Source organism: Streptomyces sp. bgisy159 (genome assembly GCF_057707805.1).
Genome location: NZ_JBYIQX010000010.1, coordinates 74,241 through 99,010, shown reverse-complemented (window position 1 = coordinate 99,010; position 24,770 = coordinate 74,241). Strand labels below are relative to the sequence as shown.

The following is a 24,770-nucleotide window of genomic DNA, read 5'->3' as shown; positions in this document are numbered from 1 at the left end:
AGAACTTGTCTGAACAAGTCGGCCTCAGTACGCCGGGTGAGGATGTCCGGTCGGTGAACGACGGCGGAACCCTGACCGCTGATTCTCTGCACAATCACGGAGGTGCGCGCCGCCCCGGCAACTGGTCTACGCTGCTCACGTTGTGCACACCGACCGACTCAGAGGGGAAGCATGGCGGCGCGACACGAGGAGATCGCCGGCGAACTGCGGCGCGCCATCGACCGCGAGGAGTACGCCGTCGGCAGCCGGCTGCCGTCCGAGACCGACCTCGCCGCGCACTACGGAGTGTCCCGGGGCACCGTCCGCCAGGCTGTCGCCGCCCTCACCGCCGAGGGCATCATCGGCTCCCGCCAGGGCGCCCGCCGGGTGGTGCTCGCCAGTCGCCGCAGCCAGAGCTTCGCCGAGTTGCGCAGCTTCGCCCAGTGGGCCCGCGCGATGGGCCGCGAGGCCACCGGGCGGGTGGTCGCCCAGGAGTACCGCCCGGCGACCACCGAGGACGCCGTACGCCTGCAACTGCCCGCCCAAGCAAGGGTGTTGCACGTGCTGAGGGTGCGCGGCCTGGACGGTGAGCCGGTGCTGCTGGAGCGCACCGTGTACGCCGGCTGGATCGCGGACGCCGTGGCCGCCCTCGAACCCGACTGCCCCTCCGTCACCCAACGCCTCTACGACGAGACGGGGTTGGTCTTCGCCTACGGCGAGCACGTCATCGACGCGGTCGCGGCCGGCGCCCAGGACGCCGAACTCCTCGGCGTGCGCCGCACCAGCCCGCTGCTGCGCGTGCGCCGCGTGACCACCACACACGAGGGCCGCCCGGTGGAGTGGTCCGAGGACCGCTACCGCTCGGACGCGGTCAGCTTCAGCGTGCACAACTCCACGGCGAACAACGCGCTCGCGCGCAAGACGGCGGAGTGAGCGGCGGGGCCCCGGAAAAACGGTGGTGGACGGGCGCCGGCCTCCTCTAGGCTGACGCCGACCTCGACCGAGACGAGAAGCGAGAAACAGGAGGTGTGACCGATGGCCGTCGCTGCGAAGGGCGCTGCCCGCGTCCAGAAGTCCGTCCACTCCACCTCCACGGTCTCCGGCTGACCACTCACACCTTCGCGCGCCCGTCGGCGCGCCGCCGGGGGCCGCCCATGTGAAGGGTCTCCCCTTGTCCTCCTCTTCTTCTCGTTCTCTTCCGGCCTCCTCCCACCCGCTGTCCCCGTACGGCTGGGACGAGGGCTGGGCCGCCGCGTTCGCCCCGTACGCCGAGCAGGGGCTGGTCCCCGGCCGCGTCGTCCGCGTCGACCGCGGGCAGTGCGACGTGGTCACCCCGGACGGCACCGTGCGGGCCGACACCGAGTTCGTCGTACCGCGCGACCCCATGAAGGTCGTGTGCACCGGCGACTGGGCCGCCCTCGACCCCGAGGGCGGCGACCCGCGCTACGTGCGCACCCTGCTGCCCCGCCGCACCGCCTTCGTCCGCTCCACCTCCTCCAAACGGTCCGAGGGGCAGATCCTCGCGGCCAACGTCGACCACGCCGTCGTCGCCGTCTCGCTCGCCGTCGAGCTCGACCTCGGCCGGATCGAACGGTTCCTCGCGCTGGCCTGGGAGTCCGGGGCCCAGCCCGTCGTCGTGCTGACCAAGGCCGACCTGGTGCCCGACCCGGTCGGGCTGTCGTATCTCGTCCAGGACGTCGAGGCCAGTGCGCCCGGGGTGCCCGTGCTCACCGTCAGCGCGCTGCACGGCGACGGCGTCGACGAGCTGACCGCGCTGCTCGGCGGGGGCACCACCGTCCTGCTCGGCACCTCCGGCGCGGGCAAGTCCACCCTCGCCAACACCCTGGCCGGGGACGACGTCATGGACGTGCGGGCCACCCGCGACATGGACGGCAAGGGCCGGCACACCACCACCACCCGCAACCTGCTCGCGCTGCCCGGCGGCGGCGTCCTCATCGACACCCCCGGACTGCGCGGCGTCGGCCTCTGGGACGCCGGGGACGGGGTCGGGCAGGTGTTCGCCGAGATCGAGGAGCTGGCCCGGCGGTGCCGGTTCCACGACTGCGGGCACGACGCGGAGCCCGGCTGCGCGGTCCGCTCCGCCATCGACGCGGGCGAGCTGCCGGCCCGGCGCCTGGAGAGCTACCGCAAGCTCCTGCGGGAGAACCAGTGGATCACCGCCAAGACCGACGCGCGGCTCCGCTCGGAACTCCGCCGGGACTGGAAGCGCAAGGGCGCCGCCGGACGGGCCGCCGCCGAGGCCAAGCGGGGCCGGTGGGCCTGACGGCGAGCCACCGGCCGGCGGGCACCCGATGTCCGATTTCCGCTGGCCGGTTCCCCGCCACCTGGCGAACACTGGAACCCGTGATGGACGAGGACACCAGGTACGAGGCCGTCCGCAGCAGGGACGCCCGGTTCGACGGGGAGTTCTTCTTCGCCGTGCGGACGACCGGCATCTACTGCCGGCCGAGCTGCCCCGCCGTGACGCCCCTGCGGCGCAACGTGCGGTTCTTCGCGACGGCCGCCGCCGCGCAGGGCTCCGGGTTCCGGGCCTGCCGGCGGTGCCGTCCCGACGCGGTGCCCGGCTCCGCCGAGTGGAACGTACGGGCGGACGTCGTGGGGCGCGCCATGCGGCTCATCGCCGACGGCGTCGTCGACCGGGAGGGCGTCGCCGGCCTCGCCGACCGGCTCGGCTACAGCGCCCGCCAGGTCCAGCGGCAGCTGACCGCCGAACTGGGCGCCGGGCCGGTCGCCCTGGCCCGGGCCCAGCGGGCGCACACCGCGCGGGTGCTGCTGCAGACCACCGACCTGCCGATCACCGAGATCGCGTTCGCGTCCGGGTTCGCCAGCGTGCGCCAGTTCAACGACACCGTCCGCGCGGTGTACGCGGCCACCCCGACCCGCGTACGGGCCGCCGCACCCCGCTCCGGCCGCCCCGCCCCGCGCACGGCGACCCCGGCCGCCGGCCTCCCGCTGCGGCTCGCCCACCGCGGGCCCTACCACACGGCCGCCGTCTTCGACCTGCTGGCGGACGAGGCCGTCGCCGGCGTCGAGGAGGTCACCGGGGCACCGGGTGAGCGCCTCTACCGGCGCACGCTGCGGCTGCCCTACGGCTCCGGCATCGTCGCCGTCACCGAGCGCCCGGACGGCACACCCGCCGGGTCCGCCACCCACCAAGGCGGCTGGCTCGACGCCCGGCTGCACCTCACCGACCACCGTGACCTCACCACCGCCGTCCAGCGGCTGCGCCGGCTCCTCGACCTGGACGCCGACCCGTACGCCGTCGACGAACGGCTCGCCGCCGACCCCCGGCTCGCCCCGCTCGTCGCCGCCCGGCCCGGCCTGCGCGCGCCCGGCGCCGCCGACGCCGAGGAGTACGCCGTACGCGCCCTGGTGGGACGGGTCCGTGCCGAGCGGTTGGTGCGCACCTGCGGCAAGTCGCTCGACGCGCCCAGCGGCAGCCTCACCCATCTCTTCCCCGAGCCCGCCGCCCTCACCGAGGCCGAGCCCGACGGCCCCCTGCGCGCCCTCACGACCGCGCTCGCCGACGGCACGCTGCGCCTGGACCCGGGCGCCGACCGCGACGACGCCGCCCGGGCGCTGCTCGCCCTGCCCGGCCTGGACGGCCGTACGGTCGCGGCGATCCGGGCCCGCGCGCTGGGCGACCCGGACGTGGCCCCGCCCGGCACGGACGTCCCCGACAGCTGGCGTCCGTGGCGCACCTACGCCCTGCACCACCTGCGGGCCGCGGCCACGGGGCGGTGACGGGCACGGTGCCGGGGCGTCGACTCGGCGCGGGGCCGGGGCCGGGCGGTGACCCGGCGCACGGCCGGGGCGGGGCGGTGTTCAGCCACCCAGTACCGCGCCGACCCACGCGCCCGCGATCAGCAGACAGGTGAACAGCTCGGTCAGGATGCTCCAGCCGCCCGAGCGCATCACCGAGCGCAGCGCCGCCCGGGCCTCGCCGTGCCGGCCGAGGCGCAGCCGCTCGCACAGGTAGACCCCGGCCAGGCAGCCGGGGATCGCACCGACCACGGGCAGCACCACGAATCCGAGGAGCGCGCCGGTGCCGGCGTACGCCGCCATGCGGAAGTCGGCGCCGCTCGCCCGCATCTCACGCAACCGGCGCGGCGGCAGCGCCCACCGCACCACCTGGGAGAGCAGCAGCGCGCCCGTGGCGCCCACCAGCACCGTCCAGGCGATCGGCTCCGGGTCCTTCAGCGCCCACCACAGGACCGCCGACCACACCAGCCAGGAGCCCGGCACGCCGGGTACCAGGACACCGCCCAGACCGAGGAGGATCACGGAGCCGACGAGCAGGAGTTCCCACGCTCCCATCTGTTCAGGGTGCCGGAGCCGGGCCGCCCCCGCAGTCCGTGGCGGGGGTCGGTCGGTGGCGGGGGCGTCCGCGGTACGCGCCGGGCTGGGGATCGCGGGTCACCCAGCCGCGTTCGTACGCCTGCCAGCCGAGCTGCATCCGGGTCGTCACACCGGCCAGCTCCATCAGCCGCCTCACCCGGCGCCGCACCGTGCGCAGTCCCACGTCGAGCTGCTTGGCGACGCTCGCGTCGGTGAGCCCGGCCAGCAGCAGCGACAGGATCTCCAGGTCGGCGGCGTCCGGGCCGTCCGGGTACCGCCCGGCGACGTCGTGCGGCCCCGGCCGCAGTGGCAGCGCCTGCCGCCACACCGACTCGAACAGGCCCGACAGCAGCTCCAGCAGCCCGACGGCGTGCACCACCAGCGCGGCCGGCTCCGCCGAGCGGCCGGTCAGCGGCACGAGAGCGAGGGTGCCGTCGGCGACGACCGGTTTCGTCGGCACCTCGTCCACCACCCGTACCTCCTCCTGGCGGGCCAGCGCGGCGGTCAGCTCGGTGACGCCCTCCGGCCGGTCCAGCACCGACCGCTCGATCACCACCCGGTAGCGCACTCCGCGCTCGGCGGCCCGCTCCTCGGCGTGGTTGTCCGTGCCGGACACCGCGACCGGCGTGCCGGTGACCAGCGCGCACACCTCCTCGCTCGCGCCGAGCTGGATCTGCTGGAAGCGCTGGGCGACCGCCGCGGCTCCGGTGACCACCTCCACCAGATCGTGCGCCGCCGGCTCGACGGCCGCCGCCCGGTACTCCTGTGCGAGCAGCGCGGCGGCCAGTTCCGCCCGTTCCAGATCGTGGCGCTGCTGGGTGAGCAGGGCACCCAGCCCCACACCCGGGGGAGCGGCGACCCAGTGGCCGGGCCGGCCCGGCGACCGCGCGGCCAGGCCCTGCCGCTCCAGCCGCCGCAGCACGCTTCCCGTGTCCCGCTCGCCGAGCGCCAGCCGGCGGGCCAGCGCGGGCACGTCCGGCGCGCCCGCCGACACCAGCGCCCGGTACGCCGCCTCCTGCGCCTCGTCGAGCCCTATCGCTCCCAGCATCCGGGTGTTCCTCCTGCACTCGCACGGCCGGCGGGGGCCAGGGTGGCGGGAAACGGCCACGGCGCGAACCCGCCACGGCCCATCATCGCCGTACCGCCGGTCACTCTGCCAAGGTGAGCCACGGCGGTGACCGTGATCACCGTCTTCCGATGACGTGATCCGGGGTCCGACGCGCAGGGGCGCACAGGGGTTCGGGCCCGGGTCACCCGTGTCGCCGGGTGGCTCTCCCGTGGGGGGTGGAGCCGTTCGGCGGCCGTTCACGTACGCGTGTTCGGAGGGGCGTCATTTTCCCGATGTCCCGTTTTCCGGTGGCCCGCGCGGTGGACAATTACCGCATGAGCCAGCAGGGGGGCAGGTCCACCGGTCACGACGACGACTGGTGGGGGCAGTTGTACGACGACTCCGCCCAGGACGCGGGCCCCACGGCCGCCGCCGATTCCCTGGACGACCGCTTCGCCTCGGCGGCGGGGGCGGTCGGGAGACCCGGGGCGTCCGGGGCGGCCGGTCGCGCGGAGGGCGGACGAGGCGGAGAGCGGGGCGACGACGAGCGGACCGGCGACGGGCGTGCGGCGAGGTCGCGGAGCGCCGTCGGCGCCGAGTGGTCGGCGACCTGGGACCTCTGGGATCCGGAGGACGAGACCCCGCCCACCCCGCCGGCGCAGGTGCCCGGGCCGAGGAAGCGCACCGAACGAGGGGCTCCGGGGCCCGCGCCGGAGGTGTCGGGGCCGGCGTCGGGCGCGTCCGGGGCGGCGTCGGGCGAGCCCCGATCGGCGTCGGGGTCTTCGGAGCCGAGGCCGGAGCCGTCCGGGTCGGCCGAGGGAGCGGCGCCCACGAAAGCCGAAGCGCCGGGCCGGGATTCCGGCCGGCTACCGGCGGACCCGCCCGGCCCGGCCCCTGCCCCCTCGCCGCCGGGGCGTCCGTCGGACCGGTCCTCGGGGCAGCAGGCCGTACAGCCCGCACACCGGTCGTCCCCGCCCGGGAAAGCGTCGGCGGAGCCGCCGCCCGGCCCCGTCAGCTTCCCGCCGGGACCGCTGCCACCGGGGTTCGCCGAGCGGCCGCCGGGCGGCCCCGAAGGGCCCACGGCGGCGACCACCGGGGCGAGTCCGGGGACGGAGCGGCCGTCCCCCGACCCGCGGAGCGGTGCGGCGGCGCACAGCCCGCCCGCCGCTTCCGAAGACACCCCCGCTGTGGACCCCCGGACCGCCGTCGCCGCCCCCGGGGCGAGCCGACCACCCGGCCCCTCCGTCCCCGGCGGCGCCGAGACCCCCGACCGCCCCGCACCCACCGCATCCGACGGGACGCCCGGGCGATCCCGCCACACCGCGCCCGACGGGACGCCCCCGCGCTCCGGCCACGCCCCCGACGGGCCGCCGTCCGCGACCGCGGAAGCGGACGCCGAGGGCCCGCTCGCCTCGTCGGCGGCCGAGGGCCCGCTCGCCTCGTCCAAGGCCGAGGACCCGCTCGCCGACGCCATCCGGGAACCCGCCTCCGCCGTGCGGCGCGGCCAGGCCGCCGACGAGTGGCCGGTCGACGGGCCGTCGCGGGTACCGGTGCTCAGGGACTACGTCGGTTCCGGGCCGCCCACCTACGAGCCCGAGCCCACGGCACTGCCGCCCGCGGAGCCGGACGGGCTCGACGACCTGGTGCCCGACACCGTGCTGGACGGGGCCCGCTACGGGACCTGCACCCTGCGGGCGGTGTCCCTGCGCGGGGACTCCGCCCGCTACCGGGGCGAGCCGCGCCGCGACGCCCTGCTCACCGCGCGCTTCGGCACCGGAGACCAGGCGCTCGTCCTCGTCGCGATGGCCACCGGCGCCCGCGCCGCCCCCGGAGCGCACCGGGCGGCCGCCGACGTCTGCGGGTGGATCGCCCGTGCCGTCGGCCGCAGCCACGCCCGTCTCGTCGCCGATCTGCGCGCGGCCCGGCGCGGCGACCTGAAGTCGGGGCTGCACCGCCTCACCGACCGCAGCCTGGGCCGCCTGCGCGCCGGCGCCGTGGAACAGGGCCTCGAGCCCGAGGAGTACTCCGCCACCCTGCGCTGTCTGCTCCTGCCCGCCGACCCGCACTGCCGTACCCGCGTGTTCTTCGGCGTCGGCGCCGGCGGACTGTTCCGGCTGCGGGACGGCGGCTGGCAGGACATCGAACCGGGCACCGCGCAGAGCGCGGGCGAACCGGCCGCCGGAGCCGGTGGACAGCCGCACGGGCCGGCCCACGAAACCTTCCGGTTCCGCGCCTCCGTGGCCCGCCCAGGGGACACGCTGCTGCTGTGCAGCGGCGGTCTGGCCGACCCGCTGCGCGGCGAGCCCGCACTGTCCGAGTACCTCGCGGGCCGCTGGTCCGGCCGCACCCCGCCAGGCCTCGCCGCCTTCCTCGCGGACAGCCAGGTGCGGGTCAAGGGGTACTCCGACGACCGTACGGTGGCCGCCGTGTGGGAGGCGTGAGCGAGTCCGGTGTTCCCGACGCCTGGGCAGGGCCCGGGGCCCAGGGCCACGCGCCACGGCCACGCACCCGCACAAGGGCTGCCCTCAGGCCACGGGGGTCGGGAGGGCGGCCCCGCTCACCGGCGCCACCCTCCCGTCCGGGCGTCGCTTTCCGGCCAACTTCGGGCCCGGCGTACAACCCTGGCCGTCCGGCGCTCGGAGTGGCCCGCGGCCCGGTTGCCGCCTCCGCCGGGAGAAGTTCCGGATCAGTCCAGGACCAGCCGCCCCATCTCTCGCGCCGGCGGAACCCGTACGCCGCCCGGACGCGCCGCCCGGCCCCGTGCGATTGGCCGAACACCTGGTCGTCCTCGACTCGACATGACTGGCCGTGGGTCCAACGGGCAAGCATCCCCGTGAACGTGTTCGAGCTGGAGGGGAATCCACATCGGCGCGCGGGCGGGGGTCATGAAGAGGCAGGCACGAGGCAGCGGTTCCGTGACGATCGGGGGAACCTCGGCGCAGACGGGAACGGCAGGGGCCGCGACGGCCGAGGAGGAGCCCGACGGGGCTGCGGGGACGCCGCAGCCGTACCGGCTGCGGCGCAGACTGGGCCGGGCGGATCTCCGGGCGGTCTGCGAGGCCCGGCACGCCGTCCGAGAGCTGCTGCGGCACTGGGGGAGGCCGGACGAGACCGAGACGGCGGAACTGCTCACCAGCGAGCTGGTCACCAACGCGCTCGTCCACACCGGCCACGAGGCGGTGCTGACCGCCACGCTGGGGCCGAGCGGCCTGCGGGTGGAGGTCCGGGACTTCGTGGCCCGCAGGCCCCGGCTGCGGATGCCGGACCGCGACGACGGTACGCACGGCCGGGGCCTGGTGCTCGTCGACTCCCTCGCGGACGCGTGGGGGGTGTGCCCGCACGCGGTGGGCAAGGCGGTCTGGTTCGAACTGGGCGGCGCCGACGCCGCGTGAGGACCGGGCCGGGCGGCACGCGGTACGACGACGGGAGGGCGTGGCCGTCGAGGCCACGCCCTCCCGTCATGTCGCGCCCGGTCCGGTCGTCCGGTCCTAGCCGAACTGCTGCTCCAGGTCCTTCAGCTTGCGCTCAAGGGAGTCGAGCCGCGGCAGCGCCATTGTGTCGTCCTCCGCGGTGAGGTCGACGGGGGCGGACTCAGAACCGCTGCGGACGGGCTGCAACGAGGGACGCGCGCGTACGGGCAGCTGTTCCGCCGCGGATATGGCAGGCTCCGCGGACACCCGGTCGGCGTCGGCCCGCTCCACGGTGGTGGCCATCTCCACCTGGCGGCCGCCCCGGCCGACGAATCCGCGGTGGCCGCGGCTGAGCGCCTTGAGCTGGGCGCGCTCCACGCGCTGCTGGTCCCGGCGGCGCAGCCGGTTCTCCTCCTTCTGGCGCCTGTCCTCGCGCACCTCCTCGACCGCCTCGTCCAGGCTGCGTACGCCCTCCAGGAGCATGAGCGACCAGGCCCTGTAGGTCTCGCGGGGGGCCCGCAGCCAGCGCACGATCCGGATCTGCGGCAGCGGGCGCGGCACCAGGCCCTGCTCGCGCAGCGCGGCCCGGCGGGTCTGCTTCAGCGCCCGGTCGAACAGGACGGCGGCCGACAGCGACATGCCGGCGAAGAAGTGCGGGGCGCCGTCGTGGCCCAGGCCGCGGGGCGCGTGCACCCAGTTGAACCAGGCGGCGGCGGCCGCGAAGGTCCACACGAGTATGCGGGAGCCGAGCGCCGCGTCACCGTGGCTGGCCTCACGGACGGCGAGCACGGAACAGAACATGGCCGCCCCGTCCAGGCCGAACGGCACCAGGTACTGCCAGCCGTTGGTGAGGCCCAGGTTCTGTTCGCCGAAGCCGACCAGGCCGTGGAAGGAGAGCGCGGCGGCGACCGCCGCGCAGCAGAACAGCAGCACGTAGGAGGCGGTGCCGTATATCGCTTCCTTGCGCCTGCGGCGCTCCTCGCTGCGCTCCCACGAGTCCTCGGTCTTGGCGTGCTCCCCGGACCGCTTGCTGCGCGCGAGCACCGCCACCGCCGCCAGCATGCCCAGGAGCAGCACGGCGCCCGGAAGCAGCCAGTTCAGCGATATGTCGGTCAGTCTCATCTGGGGTCCCTTGCATTGGGATAGGGCGTAACGCCCGCCATAGTGGCCCAATCCCATCAGCCCTCAGAGGGTTTCGGGGCAAGAGGCCGCCAAGGAGGTGCAAGGGGATGCCCAGGGCGACGTTCTGCTCGAACTACCGCTTGAGGGGCGGGAGTTGAGTTCGAATAAGACTACCCGTACGGATGGTTCCTCGGAAAGTTCCTGCGACAAGTGAGGAAGTTGTGAATCACCCGTAACCTCGGGGAGGTCCCGTCCGGCGCAGATCTTACGGGACGCCAGGTCGTGCCCCGTGCCGGGGGTGCCCGGCCGGGACCTCAACTCGCTGCGGCAGCGGTCGGCTTGGTGACCCGCGGGGAGTCACAGGTGCGCGGACAGGTCGCGCACGTCTCCTCGGGGCGCACGGTGTAGAACATGCAACAGCTCACCCGGTTCCGGGTGGTCACCCGCTCTCCGCCGGGGCCGGTGAGGTCGCGGAAGGCCGGTGTGCCGACGTAGGGGTGTGCGGTGCCGGGCAGCAGCAGTTCCGGTTCCCGGCGGGCGCGGTCCTCCTCGCCCCGCTGTGCGGCGACGTACCACAGGCCGTCGACGACCTCGTCCGTCACCATGCCCCACAGCGCCCTCCCGCGGCGCCTGGCGCGCGGGCCGAGGCCGCTGAGGAGGGGCGCGTGGTGCTCGGCGACCGCCGCGCGCAGCCGCGCCCGCAGTGCCTCCTCGTCCGGGGCGATCCGCGCGCCGGGCAGTGTCGCCGCGGGGCATGACGGGACCGTTTCGCAGGGATCGTTCGCGGCTCTTGAAGGTAAGCCTTACCTTACCGATTTCTGTTCGGATTTGAACTGGCGCTCGGTGGCCCTAAGGTGCTTGACGGACGAGTAACAACCGGCCGTAATGACCCCAAGTACCGACAAGCCCGGAGCCTGAGGAGGATCCCGTGAAACAGGGCACGCACGGCTCCGCCGAGTCGGGGACCGCCGCCCGGGGCCACCGGCACGGCGAGGCGCGGGTACCGGCCCAGCCCGGCGCCGCCGACCCGCCGCGCGAAGACCCGCCGCGCGAAGGTGCGGCGCGCGAAGGTGCGGCGCGCGAACGCCCGGCTCCGCAGGGCGGGCCCGCGGCCGCCCGCGGCGAGCACACGCACTGCGAGACGCCCCTCCCGGCGCCCCGGCCCGTCGTCCAGCGCTCCTCGGTACGAGGTCAGATCCTCGACGCGCTGCGCACCGCCCTGGTGGCCGGCGAACTGGCGCCCGGCGAGGTGTACTCGGCGCCGGCCCTCGGCGACCGCTTCGGCGTCTCCGCGACGCCCGTCCGGGAGGCCATGCAGCAGCTCGCGCTGGAAGGCGCCGTCGAGGTGGTCCCCAACCGCGGCTTCCGGGTGGTCGAGCGCGGGGCGCGCGAGCTGGCCGAGCTGGCGGAGGTGCGGGCGCTGATCGAGGTCCCGGTGATGCTGCGGCTGGCCCGGACGGTGCCCACCGAGCGGTGGGCCGAACTGCGGCCGCTCGCGGAGGCGACGGTACGGGCGGCGGCCTCCGGCTGCCGGGCCACCTACGCAGAGGCCGACCGGTCCTTCCACCGGGCGGTGCTGGCGCTCACCGGCAACGAGCAACTGGTGCGGATCGCTGAGGACCTGCACCGGCGGGCCCAGTGGCCGCCGGTCGGCGGGCCGGTGGCGCCGGTCGCCGACGCGGCCGAGCACACGGCGCTGCTGGAGGCGCTGGTCCTGCGGGATCTGGACGCGGTGCGGGCGCTGGTGGCGGGGCACTGGGGGGCCGCGGGCTGAGACCCCGCCCCCGCTTCGTGCCGCCGGGTGGCCCTGCCTGCCTCCTCCGCCGGTGGCCCTGCCTGCCTCACTCTGCCGGTCGCGCCCCCGCCTCGGACTGCCCTCCGCTCGCCGCCGCGGGCTGTCGCCCGGCCCGCCGCCTCAGGCCTCCTCACGCGGCCGGTCCCGCCTTCGCCCCGGGCTGGCTCCCCGGTTCGACGCCTCAGGTCTCCCGGGGCTTCCTGCGGCTCGTCTCTTCGGGCTGGCTCCCCGGTTCGACGCCTCAGGCCTCCCGGGGCTTCCTGCGGCTCGTCTCTTCGGGCTGGCTCCCCGGTTCGACGCCTCAGGCCTCCCAGGGCTTCCTCCGGCTCGCCTCCTCGGGCTGGCTCCCCGGCTCACCGCCTCGGATTGCCTCCCCGGCTCACCGCCTCAGGTTTCCCCGCCTCACCGCATCAGGCTTCCTCGGGCTGCCGCCGGCCCCCGCTTCACGCCGCCTCCGGCCCCGCCAACTGCCCCGCCAGCCACGTCGGAACGCCGCCCAGCAGCCGGAACAGCCGCCTCGCCTCCTCGCGCAGCCGGGACGCCTCCGGCTCGGTCTCGGTGTCGGCCAGGGACACCAGCGCCGGGGCCGTGCCCACCAGGTAGCCCAGTTCCTCGCGGATCCGGAGCGATTCGGCGAAGCCGTGCCGGGCCTCGGTGACCTCGCCGTCCCGCAGGGCCAGGCCGGCGAGATGGCGCCAGGTACAGGACAGCAGCAGCAGGTCCCCGTGGGCGGTGGCGCCGGCGTGGGCGCGGTGGAAGGCGGCCCGCGCGGCCTGCGGGGCCTCGGCGAGGTTCTGGGCCACCAGCCCCCGCCGGAAGTCCAGCAGCGCCCGGCCCGCCCCGCCCGGCGGGATCAACGCCGCCGCGCGGCCCAGCGCGGCCCGCGCCTCGTCGGCCCGGTCGCGTACCCCGAGCAGGGTGGCCGCGTACGCCAGGTAGCCGCGTTCGCAGGCGGCCGCGCCGCGTTCCTCGTCGGTGTGCGCCAGCGCCTCCGCCGTGCGCAGCGCGTCCTCCGCCTCCTGCCAGCCCTGTTCGGCGTACAGGCAGCGCTCGGCCAGCAGCGCCGCACGTTGCAGGGCGGCCGGCGCGGTGTCGCCCGGGAGGAGGGCGGCGGCGTCGGCCCAGCAGGCCCGCGAGCGCAGCCGCCACACCGCGGTCTGGAGGGGATCGTCACCAGGGTTCGTTCCGGTACCAGACATGGCGGACTGCGCCACATTGCCCTCCCCATAGCGCGCCATCGAGCTCTTGAGTGGTGGCGGCATCTCAGCACGAATCGGCGGTCGCGGCCAAGGGGATGGGTGAAATTTTTCACAAAGTCGGGGGACTTGCGCGCTCCGCCGGTTCGCGAACCACGGCCCCGGCGGGTCAGCTCATCCGCAGTGCCAGGAAGAAGTCCAGCTTGTCCTCCAGGCGCGACAGGTCACGGCTCGTCAACTGCTCGATTCTGCCGACCCGGTAGCGCAGCGTGTTGACGTGCAGGTGGAGCCGGGCCGCGCAGCGCGTCCAGGAGCCGTCGCAGTCGAGGAACGCCTCCAGGGTGGGAATGAGTTCGGCGCGATGACGACGGTCGTAGTCCCGCAGGGGGTCCAGCAGGCGGGCCGTGAAGGCGCGGCGGACGTCGTCGGGGACGAACGGCAGCAGCAGCACGTGCGAGGCCAGCTCCTGGTGGCCGGCCGCGCACACCCGGCCCTGCCGGGCCGCCGCCACCCGGCGGGCGTGCCGGGCCTCCTCCAGCGCCCCGCGCAGGCCCTCCGCCGAGTGCACCGCCGCGCTCACGCCGAGCGTGACCCGGCCGTCGTCGTCCAGGCCCGCCGACAGCGGTTCCCGGACGGCCGTCAGCAGCGCGTCGGCCAGGACGCCCGCCTGGGAGCCGTCGTGCTCACCGGACACCGCGGGCAACGGGACCAGGGCGACGGCCTCCTCACCGGTGTGCGCCACGGCGATCCGGTCGGACGGGTCGGGCCCGGCCGTGCCCGGGTCGACCAGGATCTCCTCCAGCAGCGACTGGGCGACCGGGCCGCCGTCGGGCTCCCCGGGCTCCCGACGCACGCCGCCCTCTGCAAAGGCGCCCCCCGTCCCCTCCCACTCGACGCGCGCCACGACCACCTGCCAGTGCGGGGCCGCGCCCAGGCCGGGCAGCAGCACCGGCGCCGCCACCCGCAGCCGTGCGGCGATCTCGGCGGGGGCCGCGCCGGTCTGCACCAGCTCCAGGACCTCCTGCGCGAGGCGCCGTCGGACCGTGCGGGCCGCGTCCCGGCGGTCACGCTCCACCGCGATCAGCTGGGTGACGCCCTGCAGCAGGTCCAGGCGCTCCTCGGCCCAGTCCCCGGCGTCCGCCTCGACGGCCAGCAGCCAGTCCGACAGGACGGTCTCGCGGACGTCGCGGGCGGTCTGCGGGGAACGGCCGCCGCCGCGGACCGGGAAGAGCGAGTACGTCACGGGCCCCACCGTCACCCGGTGCGGGCCCCGGCGGCCCGAACGCATCCCCGCCAGGTGCTCTGCCGCGAGCCGGGCGCGCACCTCGCCGGGCAGGGCGGCACCGGCCGCCTTGGAGCCCGCGATCAGCCGGCCGGTGGGGGAGAGCACCCAGGCGCGCAGGTCCAGGTCGGAGCCGAGCAGGTCGAGGACCACGTCCGGACCGCCGCCCGCCGGGCCCGACGTCATCATCCGCCGGTGCCGGTCGACGACCGCCGCCAGGTCCCCGGCGCGCTCGCCGCTGACCTGCCGGACGACGTGTTCGGTGATGGTCGCGAACGCCACCGACTCGTGCACCGCGAACAGCGGCAGCCGGTGCCGGGCGCAGGCCACCACCAGGTCCTCGGGGACGTCCCCGAGCTCCGCCTCGCCGGCCGCCAGCGCGGCCACCCCGGCCTGCGTCAGGATCCGCACGAACGGCTCCGAGTCGTCGGCGTCCCGCCGCCAGGCCAGGCCGGTGAGGACCAGCTCGCCGCCGGACAGATAGCGGCTGGGGTCCCGCAGGTCCGTGGTCATCACCCCGCGCACGGTGCGGTCCAGCTCGTCCTCGCCGCCGAGCAGCCGCAGGCCCAGCGCGTCGGTGTCCAGCAGTGCGCGCAGCCGCATTCTCGTCGCCGCCGTTCTTTGTCTCGAAATCTACGATGAACCCTGAGGGGATCTCCTGGGCCGGCACCCGGTGACGGGGGTCCTGGCCGCCGGACGGGAGGCCTGTGAGCAGCGCCCCGGGCCCTGCCTGGCCGTTTCCCACGTTTCCACGGGAGAACAGGGAGGTTTCCGATGGCCTCCGTTCATACGAATCTACAAGATGACCTCGCTGGCCAGCCAACTCCTTCATGGTTTCCGTGACTGACCCCGTCGGAGTACGGCGCTGTGTACTGAGCCCACTCCACGTGAACACCACATGAACGAGCCGGGCCCGCCGCACCAGATCTGGCTCGATCCGGACGACCCACGAGACGAAGAAGAGAGCCGGTCATGGACTTCCTTCGCCCCGCCAGCTGGGAGGAGGCGCTCGCAGCGAAAGCCGAGCACCCCACCGCTGTGCCGATTGCGGGTGGCACCGACGTGATGGTCGAGATCAACTTCGACCACCGGCGGCCCGAGTACCTGCTCGACCTGAACCGCGTCGGTGACCTCTACGAATGGGAGGTCGGCGAGGACAGCGTGCGGCTCGGTGCCTCCGTCCCTTACACGAAGATCATGGAGAACCTGCGCGCCGAACTGCCCGGCCTGGCGCTCGCCTCCCACACCGTGGCCTCCCCGCAGATCCGCAACCGCGGCGGCGTCGGCGGCAACCTCGGCACCGCCTCCCCGGCGGGCGACGCCCACCCCGCCCTCCTGGCGGCCGGCGCGGAGGTCGAGGTCGAGTCGGTGCGCGGCAGCCGCCGCATCCCCATCGACGCCTTCTACACGGGCGTCAAGCGCAACGCCCTCGCCCCCGACGAGCTGATCCGCGCCGTGCACGTCGACAAGGCCGACGGACCGCAGCAGTACTCCAAGGTGGGCACCCGCAACGCCATGGTCATCGCCGTGTGCGCCTTCGGCCTCGCACTGCACCCCGAGACGCGCACGGTCCGCACCGGCATCGGTTCGGCCGCCCCGACCCCCGTGCGGGCGAAGGCCGCCGAGGAGTTCCTGAACGCCGCGCTGGACGAGGGCGGCTTCTGGGACAACGGAAAGATCGTCACGCCGTCGGTCGCCAAGCAGTTCGCCGACCTGTGCGCGGCCGCCTGCAACCCGATCGACGACGTGCGGGGCACCGCGAGCTACCGCCGCCACGCGGTGGGCGTCATGGCCCGCCGCACGCTGACCTGGACCTGGGAGTCGTACCGCGGCACCCGCCGCACCGCGAAGGGAGCCGCGTGATGCGCGTCAACTTCACCGTCAACGGACGCCCGCAGGAAGCCGACGACGTCTGGGAGGGCGAGTCCCTGCTGTACGTGCTGCGCGAGCGCCTCGGCCTGCCCGGCTCCAAGAACGCCTGCGAGCAGGGCGAGTGCGGGTCGTGCACGGTCCGGCTCGACGGCGTCCCGGTGTGCTCCTGCCTGGTCGCCGCCGGCCAGGCGGAGGGCCGTGAGGTCGTCACCGTGGAGGGCCTGGCGGAGTACGCCAAGGAGCGCTCCTGCGGCACCGGCGCGTGCGGGACCCCGCTCGACGAGGCCCAGCGGTGGCAGGCCGAGGGCACCGACTCGCAGACCGGCGAGGGCACCGAACTGTCCCCGGTGCAGCAGGCGTTCATCGACGCCGGCGCCGTCCAGTGCGGCTTCTGCACCCCGGGTCTGCTGGTCGCGGCCGACGAGATGCTGGAGCGCAACCCCAACCCGACCGACGCGGACATCCGCGAGGCGCTGTCGGGCAACCTGTGCCGCTGCACGGGCTACGAGAAGATCATGGACGCGGTCCGCCTGGCGGCCGCCCGGCAGGGAGAGGCGGTCTGACGATGGCTTCCCCGAACGGCACCCCCACCAAGATCACCCAGGGTTCGCAGACCAAGGGCGGCATCGGCGAGTCCACGCTCCGCCCCGACGGCACCCTGAAGGTCACCGGCGAGTTCGCGTACTCGTCCGACATGTGGCACGAGGACATGCTCTGGGGCCAGATCCTGCGCTCCACCGTCGCCCACGCCGAGATCGTGTCCATCGACACCGCCGAGGCCCTCGCCACGCCGGGCGTGTACGCCGTGATGACGTACGACGACCTGCCGACCGAGGTGAAGAACTACGGCCTGGAGATCCAGGACACCCCGGTCCTCGCCCACGGCAAGGTCCGCCACCACGGCGAGCCGGTCGCGATCGTCGCCGCCGACCACCCGGAGACCGCCCGCCGCGCCGCCGCCAAGATCAAGGTGGAGTACCGCGAGCTGCCGGTCGTCACCGACGAGGCGTCCGCGACGGCCCCGGACGCGATCCTGGTCCACGAGCACCGCGACGACCACCACAGCGGGCACGTCCCGCACCCCAACATCGTCCACCGCCAGCCGATCGTCCGCGGCGACGCCGGCGCGGCCGCCGAGCGGGCCGACGTGATCGTCCGGGGCGAGTACACCTTCGGCATGCAGGACCAGGCCTTCCTCGGCCCCGAGTCCGGCCTCGCCGTGCCCGAGGAGGACGGCGGCGTCCACCTCTACATCGCCACCCAGTGGCTGCACAGCGACCTGCGCCAGATCGCCCCCGTCCTCGGCCTGCCCGAGGACAAGGTGCGGATGACGCTGGCCGGCGTCGGCGGCGCGTTCGGCGGCCGCGAGGACCTGTCGATGCAGATCCACGCCTGCCTGCTCGCCCTGCGCACCGGCAAGCCCGTCAAGATCGTCTACAACCGCTTCGAGTCCTTCTTCGGGCACGTCCACCGCCACCCCGCCAAGCTCTTCTACGAGCACGGCGCCACGAAGGACGGAAAGCTCACCCACGTCAGGTGCCGCATCGTGCTGGACGGCGGCGCCTACGCCTCCGCCTCCCCGGCGGTCGTCGGCAACGCGGCGTCGCTGAGCGTCGGCCCGTACGTCGTCGACGACGTCGACATCGAGGCGCTCGCCCTCTACACCAACAACCCGCCCTGCGGTGCGATGCGCGGCTTCGGCGCCGTCCAGGCGTGCTTCGCCTACGAGGCGCAGATGGACAAGGTCGCGAAGGAACTGGGCATGGACCCGGTGGAGTTCCGGCAGCGCAACGCCATGGAGCAGGGCACGGTCATGCCGACCGGGCAGCCCGTCGACTCGCCCGCCCCGGTCGCCGAACTCCTGCGCCGCGTCAAGGCGATGCCGATGCCGCCGGAGCGCCAGTGGGAGTCCAGCGAGGGCGCCGACGTGCGCCAGCTGCCCGGCGGCCTGTCCAACACCACGCACGGCGAGGGCGTCGTCCGCGGCGTGGGCTACGCGGTCGGCATCAAGAACGTCGGCTTCTCCGAGGGCTTCGACGACTACTCCACCGCCCGCGTCCGTATGGAGGTCGTCGGCGGCGAGCCCGTCGCCACCGTGCACACCGCGATGGCGGAGGTCGGCCAGGGCGGTGTCACCGTCCACGCGCAGATCGCCCGCACCGAGCTGGGCGTCACCCAGGTGACCATCCACCCGGCGGACACCCAGGTCGGCAGCGCCGGCTCCACCTCCGCCTCCCGGCAGACCTACGTCACCGGCGGCGCCGTCAGGAACGCCTGCGAGCTGGTGCGCGAGAAGGTCCTGGAGATCGGGCGCCGCCGGTTCGGCTCCTACCACCCGGCCTGGGCCACCGCCGAACTCCTGCTGGAGGGCGGCAAGGTCGTCACGGACGCCGGCGAGGTCCTGGCCGGCCTGGCCGACGTGCTGGAGGGCGAGGCCGTCGAGGTCGAGGAGGAGTGGCGGCACCGCCCGACCGAACCCTTCGACCTGCGCACCGGCCAGGGCAACGGCCACGTGCAGTACTCCTTCGCCGCCCACCGCGCGGTCGTCGAGGTCGACACCGAGCTGGGCCTGGTCAAGGTGATCGAACTGGCCTGCGCCCAGGACGTCGGCAAGGCGCTCAACCCGCTGTCCGTCATCGGCCAGATCCAGGGCGGCACCACCCAGGGACTGGGCGTGGCCGTCATGGAGGAGATCGTCGTCGACCCCAGGACGGCCAAGGTCAGGAACCCCTCCTTCACGGACTACCTGATCCCCACCATCCTCGACACGCCGACCATCCCCGTCGACGTGCTCGAACTCGCCGACGACCACGCCCCGTACGGGCTGCGCGGCATCGGCGAGGCCCCCACCCTGTCGTCCACCCCGGCCGTCCTCGCGGCGATCCGGAACGCGACCGGGCTGGAGCTCAACCGCACGCCGGTACGACCGGAACACCTCACCGGAACCGCGTGACAGACCCTCCGGGCGGCGCACGGAACGTCACACACTCCGCGCCGCCCGGAGCAACAGCGATCGTTCGCCTCGGGCCGTCCCCCGGGTCGTGCGGCCGAAGCACCTTCCCAAATCCCGCGACCGCGCAAGCGGTCGGCGCGGGTGCCCCTTTGAACCTTGGGAGTAGGCCCACATGACCCAGCAGTCACTTGAGCCGAGGACCACAGCCGACGACGCGGGCGACGGCACGCGCGTCCCGGCCGGCAGGTCCTGGCTCGACCGGTACTTCCACATCTCCCGGCGTGGATCCACGGTCGCGCGCGAAGTGCGCGGCGGCATCACCACCTTCATGGCGATGGCGTACATCCTCCTGCTCAACCCGCTGATCCTGTCCGGCCAGGACGTGGCGGGTGCCACGCTCGGCCCGCAGGCCCTGATCACCGCGACCGCGTTCGCGGCCGCCCTGGCCACCCTGCTGATGGGCTTCTTCGGCAAGGTGCCGCTCGCCCTCGCCGCCGGCCTCTCCGTGTCCGGCGTGCTCGCCTCCCAGGTCGTCCCGCAGATGACCTGGCCGCAGGCCATGGGCATGTGCGTGATGTACGGCGCGGTCATCATGCTGCTGGTCGTCACCGGCCTGCGTGAAATGATCATGAACGCGATCCCGCTGGCGCTCAAGCACGGGATCACCATGGGCATCGGCCTGTTCATCGCCCTCATAGGTTTCTACAAGGCCGGCTTCGTGCACCAGGGCAAGGCCACCCCCGTCACCCTGGGCCCGGCCGGCGAACTCGCGGGCTGGCCGGTGCTGCTCTTCGCGGCCACCCTGCTCGCCATCTTCATGCTCCAGGCGCGCGGCGTGCCCGGCGCGATCCTGATCGGCATCGTCGGCGGCACCGTCCTCGCCGTCCTGCTCAACGCGCTGGACGTCATCGACCCCCGGCAGTGGGCCGGCGGCGCCCCCGAGCTGCACGGCAGCGCGGTGTCCATGCCGGACTTCTCGCTCTTCGGCGACGTGGAGTTCGGGGGCTGGGGCGAGGTCGGTGCGATGACCGTCGGCATGATCGTGTTCACCCTGGTGCTCGCCGGGTTCTTCGACGCGATGGCCACCATCATCGGCGTCGGCACCGAGGCGAAGCTCGCCGACGACAAGGGCCGCATGCCGGGCCTGTCCAAGGCGCTGTTCATCGACGGCGCGGGCGGCGCGATCGGCGGCGTGGCCGGCGCCTCCGGGCAGACCGTGTTCGTCGAGTCGGCCACCGGCGTCGGCGAGGGTGCCCGCACCGGCCTGTCCTCGGTCGTCACCGGCCTGTTCTTCGCGGCCTGCCTGTTCTTCACCCCGCTCACGGCCATCGTGCCCGGCGAGGTCGCGGCGGCCGCGCTGGTGGTCATCGGCGCCATGATGATGATGAACGCCCGGCACGTCGACTGGGCGGACCGGGGCACCGCGATCCCGGTGTTCCTCACGGTCGTGATCATGCCGTTCACCTACTCGATCACGGCGGGCGTCGCCGCGGGCGTCATCTCCTACGTCGCCATCCGCACCGCCCAGGGCAAGGCACGCGAGATCGGGGCGTTCATGTGGGCCCTGACCGCCGTCTTCCTGCTCTTCTTCGCCCTCAACCCGGTCGAGAGCTGGATGGGCGTGCACTGACCGCCCGACTCCGTCGTACGCAACCGCTGTTAAGGAGACCGAGAGATGCTGGACATCGCCGAGGAACTCAACCGGTGGGTCGAGCAGGGCCGTGACTTCGCCGTCGCCACCGTGGTGGCCGTCCGCGGCAGCGCGCCCCGTCAGCCCGGCGCCGCGCTCGCGGTCGACGCCGACGGCACGGCGGTCGGCTCGGTCTCCGGCGGCTGTGTGGAAGGAGCGGTCTACGACCTGTGCCGGCAAGCGCTCCAGGACGGCGACACCGTCCTGGAACGCTTCGGCTACAGCGACGACGACGCCTTCGCCGTAGGGCTCACCTGCGGCGGCGTCATCGACGTCCTCGTCACCCCGGTCCGGGCGGGCGACCCCGCCCGGCCGGTGGTCGCGACGGCGCTCGAAACCGCCGCGCGCGGCGGGGCGGCCGCCGTGGCCCGGGTCGTGACCGGGCCCGCCGCGCTGCTCGGCCGCGCCCTGCTGGTCCGCCCGGACGGTTCCCGCGACGGCGGCTTTGGCGCCCACCCCGAACTGGACCGCACGGTCGCCGCCGAGGCCGCCGCGTTCCTCGACGCCGGCCGCACCGGCACCCTGGAGATCGGCGAGCAGGGCTCCCGCTGCGGCGCCCCGCTGACCGTCCTCGTCGAGTCCTCCGTCCCGCCGCCCAGGATGATCGTCTTCGGCGCGATCGACTTCGCCTCCGCGCTGGTGCGGGCCGGCAAGTTCCTCGGCTACCACGTCACCGTGTGCGACGCCCGGCCCGTCTTCGCCACGCGGGCCCGCTTCCCCGAGGCCGACGAGATCGTCGTCGAGTGGCCGCACCGGTACCTGGAGCGCACCGGCGTCGACGCCCGCACGGTGCTCTGCGTCCTGACCCACGACGCCAAGTTCGACGTCCCCCTGCTCCGGCTCGCCCTGCGCCTCCCGGTCGCCTACGTCGGCGCGATGGGCTCGCGCCGCACCCACCTCGACCGCGCCGCCCGCCTGCGCGACGTCGGCGTCACTGACCTCGAACTGGCCCGCCTGCGCTCCCCGATCGGCCTCGACCTCGGCGCCCGCACCCCCGAGGAGACGGCCCTGTCCATCGCCGCCGAGATCGTCGCCGACCGCCGCGGCGGCACCGGCGTCTCCCTGACCGGTGCCCACACCCCGATCCACCACGACCCGGGGGCGGGGCCGGCGGGGCGGATCGGGTCGGTGGCCTGAGGCCGTTTGCGACCACGAGCAGCCCGTGGCAGGCTCACGCCGCATGATCGATGCGTTCGCGAAGGACAACCTGCACGGGAGACTGCGGCGGGACCGCGAGGCGCTGCTCTGGAAACTCGACGGCTTGTCCGAATACGACTCCCGCCGACCTCTGACAGCGACCGGGACCAACCTCCTCGGCCTGGTCAAGCACGTGGCCACCGTCGAGGCCAGGTACTTCGGTGAGGTCTTCGGCCGCCCCTCCCCGGAGCCGCTGCCCCGATGGCAGGACTCCGACGGCAGCGATCTGTGGGCGGCCGAGGACGAGACCCGCGATCAGATCATCGGCTTCTACCGGCGGACGTGGGAACACTCGGACGCGACGATCAACGCCCTTCCCCTCGACGCCCCCGGCCACGTGCCGTGGTGGCCCGAACCTCATGCCCACACGAACCTGTTCGCCGTCATGGTCCACGTCCTCGGCGAGTCCGTCCGGCACACCGGGCACGCCGACATCCTGCGCGAGGGCCTCGACGGCCGGACCGGGCTGCGGGCCGAACACGAGCAGCAGATCGACGAGGAAGCCCGCGCGGCCCACCGCGCGAGGATCGAGCAGGCCGCCGGATCGGCCGCACCGATTCAGGCCTCAGAGGCCGTCCCGGGGGACGCGACAGTCGTGCGGCACGACGCCGGTCGCGGGCGCTGATCTGCCGAAGCGCCCGGTTCCTGGTGAACTCCGGCAGCAGGCCGCCCCGTTGTCGCCGGCATTCGCTGATCGTCCGCGAGGCGGGGGCCCGCTCCGCGTGACGAGCGGGTCGCGGTCACGGCAGTGGTGGACGCGCTGACCGGTGGCCGCGTCCGGCGGCATCCGCCATGCCGCGGTACAGGGGACCGGCGCGGGCCACCCCCGGTTCACGGTCGCCGCAACAGCGCGTTCACCGCCCTGCCGTACAGCGTCCGGGCCGTCACCCGCAGCGCGGGGTCGAAGAGCGACGGCAGCAGGCGTACCCGCAGGTCCTCGCGCCACAGGACGCTGCTGCGGCCGCCGGGGCCGGGGGCGACCTCGATCTCCGCCCAGCCGCGCATCAGCCAGCCGCGCTTCTCCAGCCGGCAGCGGCCCGGCGCGTCCTTGGTCGGCGGGGACCACACGGTGACCTCCATGCGGTCGTCGAAGCCGAGCGGGCCGACGCCCGTGCGGGCCACGAACTCGGTGCCCTCGTGCGTGGGCGGGGGAGTGAGCACCCGGACCCGGGTGAGCGGTGCGACGTCCCCGTGCCGGTGCCACTCGGTGAGCCGGCGCCAGGTCTCGTCGAGGGGGAGCGGTGCGGTGCGTTCGAGATGGAAGATGACCACGGAGTGATCGTAGGGAACATCCGTCAGCGATAGACCTCGCCGGGCTCCGCCGCGCCGGGCGCCAGCAGTTGGGGCACCGTCACGAACACGAAACCGCGCGCCTTGAGCGCGTCGATGATGCCGGGCACCGCGGGCACGGTCCCGTCGTAGAGGTCGTGCAGCAGGATGATGCCGTCCCGGTCGGCCTGTTCCAGGACGCGGCGCTGGATGAGGGCGGAGTCGTCGGTCTGGTAGTCCTTGGCGGTCACCGTCCACAGCACCTCCGCCAGGCCCAGCTCACGGCTTATCTCGTGCACGGTGTCGTTCGTCCGGCCCTGCGGCGGGCGCATCAGCGTGGGGCGCCGGCCGGTGAGGCGCTCTATCTCCTCGTTGGGACGGCGCAGCTCCTCGCGTATCTGGTCCGGTTCCAGCTGGGTCAGGATCCGGTGCGTCCAGGTGTGGCTGGCCACCTCGTGCCCCTCGGCCGCCATCCGCCTGACCAGCTCCGGGTAGGTGTCGATGTGCCGCTTGCCCAGCAGGAAGAAGGTCGCCGGGACCTGCTTCTCCTTCAGGATGTCCAGCAGCCGCGCCGAGTGCTCGCTCGGCCCGGCGTCGAAGGTGAGCGCTATGCACTTGGCGTGGCGGCAGTCGACCGTCCCGAAGCGGGCCTGCGCGGTGGGCGCGGAACCGGCGCGGACGGAACTCGGGGCGGTGGTGTCCAGTCCGGCGCATCCCGCGACGGCCAGCGCCAGGGACGCGGCGACGGCGGCGGTGCGCACCGCGCGGAACCCGCGGCCCGACTTCCGCGTCTTCCTGGTCGGCTCGGTCGGCTCGGTCGGCTCGGTCGGCTCGGTCGGCTCGGTCGGCTCGGTCGGCTCGGTCGGCTCGGTCGGCTCGGTCGGCTCGGTCGGGGAAGCGCTGGTCGATGAAGGCATGCCCGGACTATACATAGCGGCTATAGACGCGGTTTATACCGGGTTCATGACAGTCCGCCGGGCTGGGAACCCCCCCACCTCGCGGCTCTGGCCTGCGGGCCGCTGCCGATGGCATGCGACGGTCGAGCCGGGTTACTCGCGCCCACACGCAAGTGATGGCGCAAGCGAGGAGGCCCCCATGAGCGCACGCACCTGGCGCCGCGCACTGGTGACCGGCGGCGCCGGATTCATCGGCTCCCACCTGTGCGGACGGCTGCTCGACGCCGGCGTCGAGGTCGTCTGCCTGGACAACCTGGTCACCGGTACCCGCGCCGGCCTCGCCCTACCCCGACAGCGCGGTCCTCGTCCTCGACGGCCGCGGCGAGTGCGCCAGCCATCTCGCCGGCCGCTACCGGGACGGCAAGCTGGACACCCTCGCCACCCAGCGGCTGCCGCACTCCCTCGGCCTCCTGTACGAGGAGCTCACGCAGCACCTCGGCTTCCTGCGCAGCAGCTGACGAGTACAAGGTGATGGCCCTCGCCTCCTACGGCACCCCCCGCTTCCTGCCCGAACTGCGCCGGCACGTCCACGCCACCGGCGACGGCGGATTCCGCGTATCCCGGCTCCCTGCTCGACGTCCGCCACCACCGCGCCCCGCACGCCCATGAGGTGGAGGCCGCCCTCGACCTCGCCGAGGCGGC

General features: G+C 74.3%; 20 protein-coding genes and 3 pseudogenes. 14 read left to right on the top strand and 9 right to left on the bottom strand.

The features are described 5' to 3' along the window. Window positions 1-171 precede the first annotated feature (171 nt). From AC3ET3_RS12795 to AC3ET3_RS12785, 3 genes are all read left to right on the top strand, one after another. Window positions 172-912: a GntR family transcriptional regulator gene (locus AC3ET3_RS12795; RefSeq protein WP_435612136.1), complete on the top strand. Its 741-nt coding sequence runs from the start codon at window positions 172-174 to the stop codon at window positions 910-912. A gap of 238 nt (window positions 913-1,150) precedes the next feature. Continuing rightward, window positions 1,151-2,263 carry a ribosome small subunit-dependent GTPase A gene (gene rsgA / locus AC3ET3_RS12790; protein ID WP_432136978.1) on the top strand — a complete coding sequence of 371 codons (1,113 nt, stop codon included), beginning with the start codon at window positions 1,151-1,153 and terminating at the stop codon, window positions 2,261-2,263. A gap of 83 nt (window positions 2,264-2,346) precedes the next feature. Beyond that, window positions 2,347-3,744 carry a bifunctional transcriptional activator/DNA repair enzyme AdaA gene (locus AC3ET3_RS12785; protein WP_435612175.1) on the top strand — a complete coding sequence of 466 codons (1,398 nt, stop codon included), beginning with the start codon at window positions 2,347-2,349 and terminating at the stop codon, window positions 3,742-3,744. A gap of 81 nt (window positions 3,745-3,825) precedes the next feature. Here AC3ET3_RS12785 and AC3ET3_RS12780 read toward each other — a convergent pair whose 3' ends face one another. The 3 genes from AC3ET3_RS12780 to AC3ET3_RS12770 all read right to left on the bottom strand — a co-directional run bounded on the left by AC3ET3_RS12780 (window position 3,826) and on the right by AC3ET3_RS12770 (window position 6,218). Next, window positions 3,826-4,317 (bottom strand): DUF456 domain-containing protein, encoded by a 492-nt coding sequence (locus AC3ET3_RS12780; RefSeq protein WP_435612135.1) that lies wholly within the window; start codon window positions 4,315-4,317, stop codon window positions 3,826-3,828. A gap of 4 nt (window positions 4,318-4,321) precedes the next feature. Further along, entirely contained in the window at window positions 4,322-5,386 is a 1,065-nt protein-coding gene (locus AC3ET3_RS12775) for a TrmB family transcriptional regulator (RefSeq protein ID WP_435612134.1), read from the bottom strand. Between the two features lie 364 nt (window positions 5,387-5,750). After that, window positions 5,751-6,218, bottom strand: coding sequence for a hypothetical protein (locus AC3ET3_RS12770; protein WP_488191826.1), 468 nt, complete (start codon window positions 6,216-6,218; stop codon window positions 5,751-5,753). Between the two features lie 355 nt (window positions 6,219-6,573). Here AC3ET3_RS12770 and AC3ET3_RS12765 point away from each other — a divergent pair, with 355 nt between their 5' ends. After that, window positions 6,574-7,827 carry a protein phosphatase 2C domain-containing protein gene (locus tag AC3ET3_RS12765; protein WP_435612133.1) on the top strand — a complete coding sequence of 418 codons (1,254 nt, stop codon included), beginning with the start codon at window positions 6,574-6,576 and terminating at the stop codon, window positions 7,825-7,827. Window positions 7,828-8,301: 474 nt separating this feature from the next. After that, window positions 8,302-8,778 carry an ATP-binding protein gene (locus AC3ET3_RS12760; protein WP_432136983.1) on the top strand — a complete coding sequence of 159 codons (477 nt, stop codon included), beginning with the start codon at window positions 8,302-8,304 and terminating at the stop codon, window positions 8,776-8,778. A gap of 96 nt (window positions 8,779-8,874) precedes the next feature. Here the strand turns inward: AC3ET3_RS12760 and AC3ET3_RS12755 are convergent, their stop codons facing one another. Together AC3ET3_RS12755 and AC3ET3_RS12750 are read right to left on the bottom strand one after the other, a co-directional pair. After that, window positions 8,875-9,918 (bottom strand): DUF2637 domain-containing protein, encoded by a 1,044-nt coding sequence (locus AC3ET3_RS12755; RefSeq protein WP_432136984.1) that lies wholly within the window; start codon window positions 9,916-9,918, stop codon window positions 8,875-8,877. A gap of 314 nt (window positions 9,919-10,232) precedes the next feature. Further along, window positions 10,233-10,682: pseudogene (locus AC3ET3_RS12750) on the bottom strand ((2Fe-2S)-binding protein); the annotation flags it as partial. Window positions 10,683-10,846: 164 nt separating this feature from the next. Between AC3ET3_RS12750 and AC3ET3_RS12745 the strand changes: the two are divergent. After that, window positions 10,847-11,692, top strand: a complete 846-nt coding sequence (locus tag AC3ET3_RS12745) for a GntR family transcriptional regulator (protein ID WP_435612132.1) — start codon at window positions 10,847-10,849, stop codon at window positions 11,690-11,692. A gap of 464 nt (window positions 11,693-12,156) precedes the next feature. Here AC3ET3_RS12745 and AC3ET3_RS12740 read toward each other — a convergent pair whose 3' ends face one another. Next, on the bottom strand, window positions 12,157-12,912 hold the full coding sequence (locus AC3ET3_RS12740; RefSeq protein WP_432136986.1) for a hypothetical protein: 756 nt from the start codon (window positions 12,910-12,912) through the stop codon (window positions 12,157-12,159). A 166-nt stretch (window positions 12,913-13,078) separates the two neighbouring features. Then, the gene (locus tag AC3ET3_RS12735) at window positions 13,079-14,794 is read right to left on the bottom strand and encodes a PucR family transcriptional regulator (RefSeq protein ID WP_432136987.1); all 1,716 of its coding nucleotides are present in this window, start codon (window positions 14,792-14,794) and stop codon (window positions 13,079-13,081) included. Window positions 14,795-15,163: 369 nt separating this feature from the next. Between AC3ET3_RS12735 and AC3ET3_RS12730 the strand changes: the two genes are divergently transcribed. The 6 genes from AC3ET3_RS12730 (at window position 15,164) to AC3ET3_RS12705 (ending at window position 22,528) form a co-directional block, all read left to right on the top strand. After that, window positions 15,164-16,054: an FAD binding domain-containing protein gene (locus AC3ET3_RS12730; protein ID WP_432136988.1), complete on the top strand. Its 891-nt coding sequence runs from the start codon at window positions 15,164-15,166 to the stop codon at window positions 16,052-16,054. Beyond that, window positions 16,054-16,626 (top strand): (2Fe-2S)-binding protein, encoded by a 573-nt coding sequence (locus AC3ET3_RS12725; RefSeq protein WP_432136989.1) that lies wholly within the window; start codon window positions 16,054-16,056, stop codon window positions 16,624-16,626. Before AC3ET3_RS12730 ends, AC3ET3_RS12725 begins: the two co-directional genes overlap by 1 nt. 2 nt (window positions 16,627-16,628) lie before the next feature. Then, window positions 16,629-19,016 (top strand): xanthine dehydrogenase family protein molybdopterin-binding subunit, encoded by a 2,388-nt coding sequence (locus tag AC3ET3_RS12720; RefSeq protein ID WP_432136990.1) that lies wholly within the window; start codon window positions 16,629-16,631, stop codon window positions 19,014-19,016. 172 nt (window positions 19,017-19,188) lie between these two features. Further along, complete coding sequence (locus tag AC3ET3_RS12715) at window positions 19,189-20,646, top strand: NCS2 family permease (RefSeq protein WP_432136991.1); 1,458 nt, start codon at window positions 19,189-19,191, stop codon at window positions 20,644-20,646. Window positions 20,647-20,691: 45 nt separating this feature from the next. Next, window positions 20,692-21,843 carry an XdhC family protein gene (locus AC3ET3_RS12710; RefSeq protein WP_432136992.1) on the top strand — a complete coding sequence of 384 codons (1,152 nt, stop codon included), beginning with the start codon at window positions 20,692-20,694 and terminating at the stop codon, window positions 21,841-21,843. Window positions 21,844-21,886: 43 nt separating this feature from the next. Next, window positions 21,887-22,528 (top strand): DinB family protein, encoded by a 642-nt coding sequence (locus AC3ET3_RS12705; protein ID WP_435612131.1) that lies wholly within the window; start codon window positions 21,887-21,889, stop codon window positions 22,526-22,528. A gap of 206 nt (window positions 22,529-22,734) precedes the next feature. Here the strand turns inward: AC3ET3_RS12705 and AC3ET3_RS12700 are convergent, their stop codons facing one another. Together AC3ET3_RS12700 and AC3ET3_RS12695 are read right to left on the bottom strand one after the other, a co-directional pair. Beyond that, the gene (locus tag AC3ET3_RS12700) at window positions 22,735-23,175 is read right to left on the bottom strand and encodes an SRPBCC family protein (RefSeq protein WP_432136994.1); all 441 of its coding nucleotides are present in this window, start codon (window positions 23,173-23,175) and stop codon (window positions 22,735-22,737) included. 23 nt (window positions 23,176-23,198) lie between these two features. Continuing rightward, a complete protein-coding gene (locus AC3ET3_RS12695; RefSeq protein ID WP_435612130.1) occupies window positions 23,199-24,089 on the bottom strand; it encodes a polysaccharide deacetylase family protein in 891 nt (296 codons plus the stop codon). A 178-nt stretch (window positions 24,090-24,267) separates the two neighbouring features. Here AC3ET3_RS12695 and AC3ET3_RS12690 point away from each other — a divergent pair. Then, window positions 24,268-24,411 (top strand): annotated as a pseudogene (locus AC3ET3_RS12690) (NAD-dependent epimerase/dehydratase family protein); the annotation flags it as partial. Next, a pseudogene (locus tag AC3ET3_RS12685) lies at window positions 24,401-24,722 on the top strand (carbamoyltransferase N-terminal domain-containing protein); the annotation flags it as partial. The pseudogenes AC3ET3_RS12690 and AC3ET3_RS12685, both read left to right, overlap by 11 nt. Window positions 24,723-24,770: the final 48 nt, after the last annotated feature.